11 protein-coding genes are annotated in these 10,773 nt (G+C 63.7%); 6 read left to right on the top strand and 5 right to left on the bottom strand.

The annotated features are described in order from the left end of the window. The first annotated feature begins 273 nt into the window (after positions 1-273). A complete protein-coding gene (locus VZ95_RS10945) occupies positions 274-1,125 on the top strand; it encodes a substrate-binding periplasmic protein (protein ID WP_084627727.1) in 852 nt (283 codons plus the stop codon). Here VZ95_RS10945 and VZ95_RS28215 read toward each other — a convergent pair. The 3 genes from VZ95_RS28215 to VZ95_RS10955 are packed head-to-tail and all read right to left on the bottom strand — an operon-like array spanning position 1,106 to position 3,928. Continuing rightward, a complete protein-coding gene (locus tag VZ95_RS28215; protein WP_198148235.1) occupies positions 1,106-1,306 on the bottom strand; it encodes a COX15/CtaA family protein in 201 nt (66 codons plus the stop codon). The genes VZ95_RS10945 and VZ95_RS28215 overlap by 20 nt on opposite strands. A gap of 10 nt (positions 1,307-1,316) precedes the next feature. Beyond that, positions 1,317-2,171 carry a COX15/CtaA family protein gene (locus VZ95_RS10950; RefSeq protein ID WP_198148236.1) on the bottom strand — a complete coding sequence of 285 codons (855 nt, stop codon included), beginning with the start codon at positions 2,169-2,171 and terminating at the stop codon, positions 1,317-1,319. 17 nt (positions 2,172-2,188) lie between these two features. After that, complete coding sequence (locus tag VZ95_RS10955) at positions 2,189-3,928, bottom strand: adenylate/guanylate cyclase domain-containing protein (protein WP_084627728.1); 1,740 nt, start codon at positions 3,926-3,928, stop codon at positions 2,189-2,191. Between the two features lie 164 nt (positions 3,929-4,092). Between VZ95_RS10955 and VZ95_RS10960 the strand changes: the two genes are divergently transcribed. Next, on the top strand, positions 4,093-5,034 hold the full coding sequence (locus tag VZ95_RS10960; protein WP_045775873.1) for an ABC transporter ATP-binding protein: 942 nt from the start codon (positions 4,093-4,095) through the stop codon (positions 5,032-5,034). Positions 5,035-5,153: 119 nt separating this feature from the next. On the opposite strand, the gene VZ95_RS27080 is transcribed toward VZ95_RS10960, so the two are convergent. Continuing rightward, positions 5,154-5,333 (bottom strand): hypothetical protein, encoded by a 180-nt coding sequence (locus VZ95_RS27080; RefSeq protein WP_232302614.1) that lies wholly within the window; start codon positions 5,331-5,333, stop codon positions 5,154-5,156. On the opposite strand from VZ95_RS27080, the gene VZ95_RS27085 reads away from it, so the two are divergent. From VZ95_RS27085 to VZ95_RS10975, 3 genes are read left to right on the top strand one after another with little or no spacing between them, the layout of a single operon-like run. Next, on the top strand, positions 5,332-5,787 hold the full coding sequence (locus tag VZ95_RS27085) for a P-loop NTPase family protein (RefSeq protein WP_232302615.1): 456 nt from the start codon (positions 5,332-5,334) through the stop codon (positions 5,785-5,787). The two genes, VZ95_RS27080 and VZ95_RS27085, sit on opposite strands and share 2 nt — an antisense overlap. Positions 5,788-5,789: 2 nt before the next feature. Then, positions 5,790-7,718 (top strand): Gldg family protein, encoded by a 1,929-nt coding sequence (locus VZ95_RS10970; protein ID WP_045775874.1) that lies wholly within the window; start codon positions 5,790-5,792, stop codon positions 7,716-7,718. An 8-nt stretch (positions 7,719-7,726) separates the two neighbouring features. Beyond that, a complete protein-coding gene (locus VZ95_RS10975; protein WP_045775875.1) occupies positions 7,727-8,734 on the top strand; it encodes a DUF4340 domain-containing protein in 1,008 nt (335 codons plus the stop codon). On the opposite strand, the gene VZ95_RS10980 is transcribed toward VZ95_RS10975, so the two are convergent. Further along, entirely contained in the window at positions 8,731-10,023 is a 1,293-nt protein-coding gene (locus VZ95_RS10980; RefSeq protein ID WP_198148238.1) for an oligosaccharide flippase family protein, read from the bottom strand. The genes VZ95_RS10975 and VZ95_RS10980 overlap by 4 nt on opposite strands. Before the next feature lie 126 nt (positions 10,024-10,149). Between VZ95_RS10980 and pyrH the strand changes: the two genes are divergently transcribed. After that, on the top strand, positions 10,150-10,773 hold a 624-nt coding region (pyrH, locus tag VZ95_RS10985; RefSeq protein ID WP_045775877.1), incomplete at its 3' end, for a UMP kinase.

A 10,773-nucleotide genomic window follows, 5' to 3' on the forward strand; every position in this document is an offset into this window, starting at 1 on the left:
GGCAGATCGCCCCGCATCGGGAACTCGGTGGCGGGCAGGAAAACAGAGGTCTTGTAATCGCGGGTCATGGCCGGGCTTTGCACGCTTATCAGTCATTTGGGAAGGCAGACCGTTCCAGAAACGCCCGCCGGGCGCAAGTGCTGAAAGAATTTTGCCCCGCAGGTCATACGTGCGTTGGCGCTTAGAAGCGCTGGTCATCCCGGTAAGACGGGTGTAGCGTATTTGACTTAATTGCACCGGCCACAGCGCGCAAAGCGCATAGGGGGCAGTAGCATGGGGTCACGAAGCGACCAATTCGCGCCGACCTCGCCGGCATCTCGCAAGTCGAGGGCTCGGTTTCTCCTTCTCTGTGCCTATGGGGTTGCGGCGGCCTCCCTGAGCGTGCCAAGCGGGGCTTTCGCGCAATCCCTTCTGCCCTCCCCCATTCACCTGTCGACCGGCGATGATTACCCGCCGTTTTCCTCCAAAACCGAAGCCGATGGCGGCGCGGCGATGGCCTTGGTGAAGGCGGTTTTCGCCGAACTCAAGCTGCCGCTAACGGTGGAAGTCGAGCCGTGGATGCGCGGGCGCTCCCGCACGCTGGAAAACCAGATCGACGGCACCTTTCCCTATGTGCCGACGCCGGAGCGGCTAGGGCAGTTCCGCTATTCCCGCCCGCTGGCGAGTATCAAAATTCGCCTGTTCACGCGGCCCGGCACGCCCCTTGCGGGCTTACCAATGGCACTGGTGAACGGTCAAACCCTGTGTATTGCCCGAGGCACCGCCCCCTCGGCCCCGTCGCGGCTGCTTTTGGAGGGTCAGCACGTGACGCTGGTCGATGGCAGCGACGTTGCGACCTGCCTCAAGCTGTTGCTCGCCCGCCGCGTCGATATTGTGCAAACCCATGAGCAAATCGCCTATCGGATGCTCCGTGAAATGGGGCAGCCCGTCGAGAGCATCACGCCGATCGGCGGGGACGATCCGCGCAGTTTCGAGGAAACCGGGCTCCACCTCATCGTCTCGCGCAAACACCCCCAGGGCGCGGCGTTGATCGAAGCCTTCGATCGGGGGCTGACGACGCTGCGGGACAATGGCCGCTTTGCCGAAATCCTCTCGCGCTACGGGCTCACACTACCGTCGAGCTGACCCGCAGCCGGTGACAGAGCCCCAGCGCTGCCGTCAACAGCACGACCGCCCCGGCCTGATGGGCGGCCCCCAAATCGACGGGCACTTGGTAGAGCAGCGTTAGAATCCCCAAGGCGATTTGCAGCGACACCGCGCCGATCAGGCGAGCAGCCACCCCCGAACGGAAGGGCAGCGGTTCCACAGGCCAACCGTCAGGCCCAGGCTCCAGCGGCAACCGCCATCGCCAGCACCCGATGGTGAAACTGCACAGCGGCGTGATTCTCGAAGATATTCTGAACGACCGATAGGGCCGGATTACGATAGTCAGGCGGCACCAACCCGTCGCCCATGAAGGGAAACTCGTTATAGATCATCCCCGCATCGAGCCCGGCAACGAAGGCCCCCGCCAGAATCGTCACCGCGATAAGGGCGAGAAACCCCGTCGCCGCGCGCTTTTCGGCGGCACGGTTCGGCGTGGCCGCGCGCGGCTGCACGAGCCCGAAGGCCGTCCACAGGGTAAGTGCATAGATCACCAGCGCCATGCCGAGGTGCGTCGCCAGCCGATAGGCGCTGACGGCGGGCACATCGCGCAGCCCGCTCGCGACCATCCACCAGCCAATCGCCCCTTGTAGGCCGCCCAGGGCAAAAAGCAGCAAAACCCGCCGCTTCAACGCCCCGTCGAACGCGCCGCGCAGCCAGAAAATCAACATCGGCACGGCAAAGACCACGCCGATCAACCGCCCCCACAGCCGATGGATGAACTCCCACCAGAAGATCGTCTTGAACTCCGCAAGGCTCATGCCCCGGTTGACCTGCTGATACTGCGGGCTTTGCTGGTAGAGGGTGAATTGCGTTTGCCAATCGGCCTCCGACAAAGGCGGCAACGTGCCGCTGATCGGCTCCCAGCGCACGATGGAAAGACCGCTTTCCGTCAGCCGCGTCACCCCGCCGATGACCACCATCGCAAAGATCATCGCCGCCCCGAAGAACAGCCAGAGCGCCACCGCGCGGCGGGCGGGCGGGGCAAGAGCGGGGCGGGCGGTAGCGGTCAGCGTGGAAACAGACATGAAAGCCTTCACTTCGGTCAGCGCAGGTCGGGGAGATCCACGGCGTGCGGTAGGGCAAAAAGCGTCATGGGCGCGGTGCGCCCGCGCGGAACAATAGAATGCTCGGCGGCCCCTTCAAGCCTTATCCCCGCTCTTTCCAGCACGATTTCAGAAACGACGAGCTGGGCCTTGAAGTCTTTCGACAGGCCTTCGAGGCGGGAGGCGGTATTGACCGTATCGCCGATAGCGGTGAGGCCGAAGGCGAGGCCGTGACCCATTTCCCCCACAATCGCAAGCCCTTGGTGAATGCCGATGCCCATGCGCAACGGCGCGTCAAGATCATGGGCGAAGTCGGCATTGAGCGCGTCCAGCCGTTCCGCCATGCGGCGCGCGGCGCGCAGGGCCGAGCGCGCGGCATAGGGCGGGTCTTCCCGCTCATAGCCGAACAGCGCCATCACCCCATCGCCGCTAAACTGCGTCACCGTGCCGCCCGCAGCGCCAATCGCCTCGCCCATCTCGGCAAAATAGCGGTTCAGAATGAAGACGATATCGAAGGGTAGTTTCTGTTCCGACAGGCTGGTGAAACCGCGCAAATCGGCAAACAGCACGGCGATTTCCATTTCCATGCCATGCGTCTGCTCGGGCCGGGCGAACCCATCTTGCGGCAGGGCATGGGCGGGCAAGAGCGGCGTGATTTCGATATCCTGCTGCGGGCGAATCTGGCAGGCGAGGCGCACGGTCGGCGGGGCGGAAATCCGGGCGAGCACGCGGGCTTCATTGGCGTCGGGCGGCGGCAGGCTGTCGCCGCCCTGGCCGATACGCACCCGGCAGGTGGAACAGCGCCCGCGCCCACCGCAAACGGAGGCGTGGGGGATATTGCTCATGCGGCTGATTTCCAGCAGCGTGCGCCCGCGCGGCACCGCCACCATGCGCCCACCGTGGTACTGCACCCGCACCCGCCCGCGCCGCCCTTCGATTTGGCTGCGCAGAATGCGGGCGACGACCACGAGGCCGAGCCCAGCGAGCAGGGCAAAGCGCAACCCATCGCGCAACGCTAGCAGATGCGCGGCATCCTCCGGTTTTGGCAGTTTCATGCTGGCAATCGCCTGCGCCTGCCACGCCGGATCGCGCATCATCACCATCACTTCGCGGCCGGTTTGGAAAAAGCTGATGAGCACCAGCACGGGCATGAGCAGGGCAAAGGCGAAGAGCCAGGGCCGGGCTTTAGGGAACCACGGCTTCAGGCGCAGCCAATAATGCAGGCCGATACAGCCGTGCAACCAAGCAAACACCAGGGTTCCGGCTTGAAGAAGCTGTTTTTCGGTGCCGAACAGGCTCCAGAGCACATAGGTATAACTATCTTGCAGATCATAAAGGTCGAAAGCGACGCGGGTGCTGACGACATGCTCGATCAGCATATAAGGGATCAAGGCCCCGGTGAGCAGTTGCGCCGCCTCCCAACGCTTCAGCCGGAAGGACCGCCGCCGAAAGATCGCCCAATAGGCAAGGCCGACGTGGATCGTCACGGCGCTCAGCAGCGTATAGGTGCCGGTTTTCGACCACCAGGGCGACATGAAATCGCCCTGCCACGCCTGCATTGCATCGAGCGACACCAGCCCGACCAGATGATTGCTGAAATGGGTGAGGATATAGCTGAACAGGACCAGCCCGCTTATCAGCCGCAGGCGATTGACGATTTGGGCGGCGGTGAAATTCCACGGCATTACAAGGCGCGGCGGCGCGGCGCGTTGGCTTTTTAACGGCAGGTTCATGGTCATCGTCGGTCCCCAGCCCTGTCGGTCCAACCAGCGTTTGATGCAAAGCGGCTTGCATTTTTCGCAACACAGTCTAAATCGGCGCAGCAGTGGCGGCAATTGGTCGCTGCGCCGGGGCTTTTCCCGGCAGAATGGTAAGGCAGGCAAGGAGTCCCACCTTGGTTCCCATGATTGAGGCCCAGGCACTGACCAAATCGTTCGGCGGCACCGATGCGGTGCGGGACGTTAGCTTTTCCGTCGCCAAGGGCGAAGTGCTCGGTTTTCTCGGCCCGAACGGCGCGGGCAAATCGACCACGATGAAAATGATAACCGGCTTTCTCACGCCGACGCGCGGCACGGCCCGCGTCTGTGGGCACGATATTCTGACGCAAACAAGGGCGGCCCAGCGCCGCCTTGGCTATTTGCCCGAAGGCGCACCCGCCTATGGCGATATGACGCCCTTCGGCCTGCTCAGCTTCGTTGCCGATGTGCGCGGCCTGAAGGGGGCTGAGCGCCGCAAGCGGATCGAGGCGGCCTTGGATGCGGCCCAGGTGCGCGGCGTCGTGCATCAGCCTATCGACACGCTCTCCAAAGGCTTCAAGCGCCGCGTCGGGCTCGCACAGGCGCTGCTGCACGATCCCGATGTGCTGATTCTTGATGAGCCGACCGACGGGCTCGACCCCAATCAAAAGCATGACGTGCGCAGCCTCATTCGCGAGATGGCCCCGGAGAAGGCTATTCTGATTTCCACTCATATTCTGGAAGAAGTCGAGGCCCTTTGTTCTCGTACGCTCGTCATCGCCCGTGGATGCATCGTTGCCGATAATACCCCGGCGGAACTGCTGCGCCGCGACCCGCTGCACGGGGCCGTCATTCTATCGGTCGTGGCCGCCGCCCGCTCGGCGCTGCTGCCGAAGCTTCAGTTGATCCCCGGCGTGCTCGCGGTGGCCGAAGAGGGCGAAACCCTCGTCGTGCGCCCGGTGCCGGGCCGCGAAGCCGATGTGCTGGCGGGGCTGACGCAGGCGATTCGCGCCGAAAATTGGCCCGTCGCCGAAATTTATCAGCAGCGCGGGCGGCTCGATGTCGTCTTCCGCACGCTCACCACCGATGCGCGCGCGCGCGCGGCCTGATCCCGAGGAGTTTGCTCATGGTTCCGGCTTTTGCTGTGTTCAAGCGCGAGATTGCGAGCTATTTCGCAACGCCGCTTGCCTATGTTTTTCTGGTGATCTTCCTGGTGCTCGCCACGTCCCTAACCTTCTACATGGGGAATTTCTTCGAGCGCGGGCAGGCCGATCTTCAGGCTTTTTTCAATTTCCTGCCGTGGCTGTACCTCTTCCTCGTTCCGGCCCTGTCGATGCGGCTTTGGGCGGACGAGCGCAAGAGCGGCACGATTGAACTGCTGCTGACCTTGCCGCTCGCCGTAGGGCATGCGGTGGTGGGGAAATTCCTCGCCTCCTGGGCCTTTTTGCGCGGTCGGGCTGCTGCTGGCGTTTCCGCTGGTCATCGCCGTTTCGGTGCTGGGCACGCCCGACTATGGCGTGATCGCCGCCAGCGCTATCGGCGCGCTGCTGTTGAGCGGGGCGTTTCTTGCCATTGGCTCGGCCATGTCGGCGCTGACGCGCAATCAGGTGATCGCCTTCGTGCTGACCGCGACGGTCTGCTTCCTGGTGACGGCCTCCGGTACCAGCTTGGTGACGGGGGCTTTTGCGAATTGGGCACCGACAGCGCTGGTGGAATTCGTCAGCGGCTTTAGCGCGCTCACCCATTTCGCCAATCTCCAGCGCGGCATTATCGATGCGCGCGATGTTCTCTACTTCGGCTCGCTGATCGTCGGGTTTCTGACGATTACCGCGCTGATCGTCGATTTGAAGAAGGCGGAATAGCCATGACATCCCGCTTTTCCCGTCAAACCCTGGTGCTGCTGGGGATTCTCGCAGCGCTGGTCTTGATCGTTTCCGTCAATATCATCGGTGCGGGGTGGCTGCGCGGCACCCGGCTCGATCTGACCGAAACCAAGCTCTATACCCTCTCGCCCGCGACGCAACGCACGCTGGGGCAGATCGAGGAGCCGATCACGCTGCGGCTGTTCGTCTCCGACCGGCTGACCCGCGAAGTGCCGAGCTTCGCCGCTTACGCCCAGCGCGTGCGCGATTTGCTGAAGGATTACGCCAGCCTGACGCGCGGCCGCCTGACGGTCGAAGTCCTGAGCCCCGACCCCTTCTCCCCGGTGGAAGACCGCGCGGTCTCCTACGGGCTCCAGGGCGTGCCCATCGATCAGGGCGGCGAGCAGGTTTATTTCGGCCTCGTGGGCAGCAATTCCACCGACGATCAGGAGGTCATCGCCTTCTTCGCGCCGGAACGGGAACGTTTCCTCGAATATGATCTGACCAAAATGGTCGCCAAACTGGCGCGTCCGAAGCAGCGGACCATCGGCTTGCTGTCGACGCTGCCGCTTGCGGGCGATCCGGCCTTGCAGCAGCAGGGCGGTAGCGGCAATTGGTTGATCTACGATCAATTGAGCCAGGGCTTCACGATCAAAACGCTGGAAACCAGCGTGAAGCAGATCCCGGCGGAGATTGATGTTCTCTGGGTCGTCCACCCGGCCAATCTGCCGGAAGCGACGCTTTACGCGATCGATCAGTTCGTGCTCAAAGGCGGGCGGGCGCTGATTCAGGTCGATCCTGTGTCCGAAGCCGCCGCCTCCCGCGCGCGGATGATGGCGATGCAGGGCATGCCGGGCACGCCGCCCGCGTCCACCCTGGAGCCTTTGTTCAAAGCCTGGGGCGTTCAACTCGTTCCCGACCGGGTGGTCGGCGACCGGCGCAATGCGCGCAAGGTGTCGGCGGGCGGCACGGCAACCCGCGTGCAGGCGGTCGATTATCTCGCCTGGATTTCGGTGCCGAAAGCCCAGTTGGCGGCGAATGATTCGCTGACCGGCGATCTGCAAACCCTCTCCTTCGCCAGCGCCGGGATTCTGGAAGCGCTGCCGGGGGCGGGGACGCAGTTCACGCCGCTGGCCTCCTCCTCCTCCGTCTCGATGAAGCTGGATGCCGCCAAGCTGCGCGGCCAGCCCGATATCGTTGCCCTGCTGCGCGGTTTCCAAAGCGAAGGCTTGCCGCTGACGATGGCGGCGCGCGTGACTGGTCCCGCGAAAACCGCCTATCCCGATGCCCTCCCGGAAGGGGCGGATACGGCGGAGCGGGTGACGGAGGCGCAAGCGCCGCTCAACCTCGTCATCGTCGCCGATACCGATATGCTGGAAGAACGCTTCTGGGCACAGGTGCAGAATTTCTTCGGGCAGAAGGTGGCTGTGCCCAATGCGGGCAATGGCGATTTCATCACCAATGCCTTGGATAATCTCGCGGGCGGCTCGGCCTTGGCGGGCCTCACCTCGCGCACGATTATCGACCGGCCCTTTACCGCTATCCGCGCCCTGGAGCAGGAGGCGGAAACCCGCTTCCGCGCCAAAGAGCAGGAGTTGCAGGATAAGATCAAGGAAATCGAAAAGAAGCTGTCGGAACTCCGGGGCCGCGAAGCCCCCGTGAAGGGCCAGCCGCAAACGGCCAGCCTGTCGCCGGAGCAAGTGAAAGAGATCGAAACCTTCCGGGGCGATCTCTTGCGCACCCGCGCCGAATTGCGCGACGTGCAGCTTGCCCTGCGCACCGATATCGAGGCCCTGCAAAGCCGCATTCGGCTCTGGACCATCGGCGCGGTGCCGGTTGCCTTGGTCGTGCTCGCGGTGGGGTTAGGGATTTGGCGGCGGCGTCGGGCGCACGCGGCTGCCGCCGTTGCGCGTACTCTCGGTCAAGGGTGAGGTGTGAAATGCAAACTCGGTCGCTTCTCCTCCTCCTCGGTCTGTCCGTCGCCAGCGCGGCGGGGGCCATCGTTACCCTGCAAGCGGATCAACCCGCGCGCAGCCTGCCCGCCGGCGTGAAGCTCTTCGCCGACCTTGCTACCAAGCAGGGCCAGGTGACGCGCATCACGCTCAGCCAAGGCAAAGAGAAACTCACCCTGGTCCGCCAGGGTGACGCTTGGGGCCTTGCCGAAAAGAGTGGTTACACAGTCGCGCCGGAGAAAATTCGGCAAATCCTGGTCGATCTGACCGAGGTGGAAACCCTCGAAGGCAAGACCAGCAAGCCCGAGCTTTACGCGCGCCTCAACGTCGATGAGGGCGAAACCGCGTCGTCGCGCCGCCTCACCGTCTATGGCGAGAAGGACGCGGTTCTGGCCGATGTCTTCCTCGGCAAGCTGCGCGCCAGCGCGGTGAACGCCGCTGCCCTCGGGCTCGACAAGCCGATGCTCTACCTGCGCAAAGCGGGCGAGGCGCAAGCCTTCCTGGTCGAAAGCCGCCTCAATCCCAAGGTCGAGGCGCTGGAGTGGCTGGCGAAAGACCTGTTCGACGTACCGCAGGAAAAAGTCAGTGCCGTCACCCTCACCGGGGCTGATGGGGCGGTCATCGACATCGCCCGCGCGGCGGATGCCACCCCGCCGGACTTTATCGTCACCAACCCACCGGAAGGCCGGGTGTCGAAGAAGGGCTGGGAGGTCACGGGGGTGGCGGCCACTTTGGAGGCGATGGCGCTCGAAGACGTGCGCCCTGTTTCGTCGCTCCCCGCCGATGCACCGAAAAGCCTGAGCCGCTTCAGCCTCACCGACGGCGCGCCAATCACGGTGACGCTGGTGAAAGCTGATGGGGCCGATTGGGCACTGTTCGAGGGCGAGAACGACGCGCTGAAAGCGACCAAAGGCTGGGCCTACAAGCTGCCGAGCTACAAACTGGAGCGGCTGCAAAAATCGATGGCGGACCTGACGGAAGAGCCGAAGAGTTAGCGGCGGCGCAGCTTCCCCCACGCCTGCCGCAGCATCGCCCCATCCTGGGCGGTCGGCAGGAAGAGGGTTGCGGGCGATAGGTGCAGATGCTTCCAGGCCAAAGCGCCGAGCACGAGCACCTGCGCCCAGCGCACCGCGACGAAGCTGAAGGCCGCGCCGTTCAGCCCGTAGATCGGTAGCAGCACCAGCAGCAGTCCGGCGTTCAGGGCGAGGGTTAGGCCCTCGTTGATCGAGAGCGCCAGCGTGCGGTTCCAGGCCTTGAAGGCGAGCGCCAGGAACTCGCGGATGGTCAGCGGCAGAATGCCTAAAATCAGCCAGCGCACCAAATCGCTGGCCTCGGCATAGTCCGCCCCGAAGACGAGCCGCAGGAACAGCGGCGCGATCAGCCACAGCACCCCGGAGGCGGCGATCATCAGCGCGAGCGTGAGGCGCAGATAGAGCCCGACGACCGCCCCCCGCGCCGCAGGGTCGCTTTCGGCACAGGCGCGCGGAAAGGCGATCTGCGCCACCGAATAGGCCAGCGTCACCGGAATTTGGCTGACACTGGTCGCGACCATATAGAAGCCCAGCGCCGCCGAGGGTAAATAGGTTTGGATCAACCATTGGTCGATCCGGCTATTGGCCTGATAGATTAGGCCGGACGCATAGATTCGCCCGCCATAGGCCAGCATCTCCCTAGCCGCTTCGGGTTCCGGCTTAATCCCGCCCCAACCGCGCCGGACCAGGGCCACCACGGGGATAATCACGGTGGGGAGATGCGCCAGCAGATAGGCCCCCGCCACCGCCAGCAGGCCGCGTTCGCCCAACAACCACAGGGCCGCAATCGCCAGCGGATAACCCAAGGCAAGGGTGATGCGGATGAGGTTCCAGAGCCCCAACATCCCCTTGCCGCGCAGCATATCCTGAAAAATCAACCCGAGGATGTGGCAGGGAATGAGCCCCAGCAGCAAAAACACCGCCTGAAGCAGCTCGGGCTTATCGCCAGGGTAGACGTGCGGCACCACGCCAAACCAGCAGATCAAAATTGCCACAGCGCTGACGGCAAGCCCGCTCCACAGGCCGGTGGCGAAGACCTGGCGGTCCTTCAGCTTGGCCGTGGCGCTGAAATAGAGTGCGGCGTCGTTCAGCCCCAGCAGCAGCATATAGGCGAGCGTCGTCGGCCAAAGCTGGGCGGCGGCCAAGTCGCCCCGCCCCTCCGGCCCCAACAGCCGCGCCGCCAAAACCCCGGAAGCGAAATTCCCGCCCTGCACTAATAAAGTGGTAAGCAGTGTCAGGATAAGAGTTTTCATCGGGGGGCTCGGAACCATTCTGATTGGCCGCAGGTTAACAGGAGCACTCAGGTTCCCCTTGCGCGGAACGCGGCGGCGGGGATACTACGCCCGCGTTCCCAGCCGCTGCAATCAAGGAGTCTCGCAATGACCCGCTACAAACGCTTGATGATTAAACTCAGCGGGGCAGCTATGGGCAGCGGCGGTGGCATCTTCGATAAAGACGCCATCGAGCATATCGTGGCCGAAGTCGTTTCCGCCGTCGATATCGGCGCACAGGTCGTCATCACCGTCGGCGGCGGCAATATCTTTCGCGGCAATATCGCCGAAACCTGGAATATCGAACGCGCCGAAGCCGATAATATGGGCATGCTCGGCACCGTGATTAACGGGGTCATGCTGCGTGCGGCCATCAATGCCCGCACCGATACCGACGTGCGCGTGATGACGGCGATTCAGATCAACCAAATCGCCGAACCCTATATTCGCCTGCGCGCCGCCCGGCACTTGGAAAAAGGCTCGATCGTCATTCTCGTCGGCGGCATCGGCCAGCCTTACGTGACGACCGATTATCCTTCGGTCCAGCGCGCGCTCGAACTGCAATGCGATGCGATCCTTGCGGCCAAGCACGGGGTGGACGGCGTCTATACTGCCGATCCAAAGAAGCATACGGACGCGAAACGCTACCGCAGCCTCTCCTATGATGACGTTATCAGCCAAGACCTGCGTGTCATGGACCAATCAGCAATGCTGCTGGCGCGCGACCATCAT

This window comes from Elstera litoralis, assembly GCF_000963705.1.
Classification (GTDB): Bacteria; Pseudomonadota; Alphaproteobacteria; order Elsterales; family Elsteraceae; genus Elstera; species Elstera litoralis.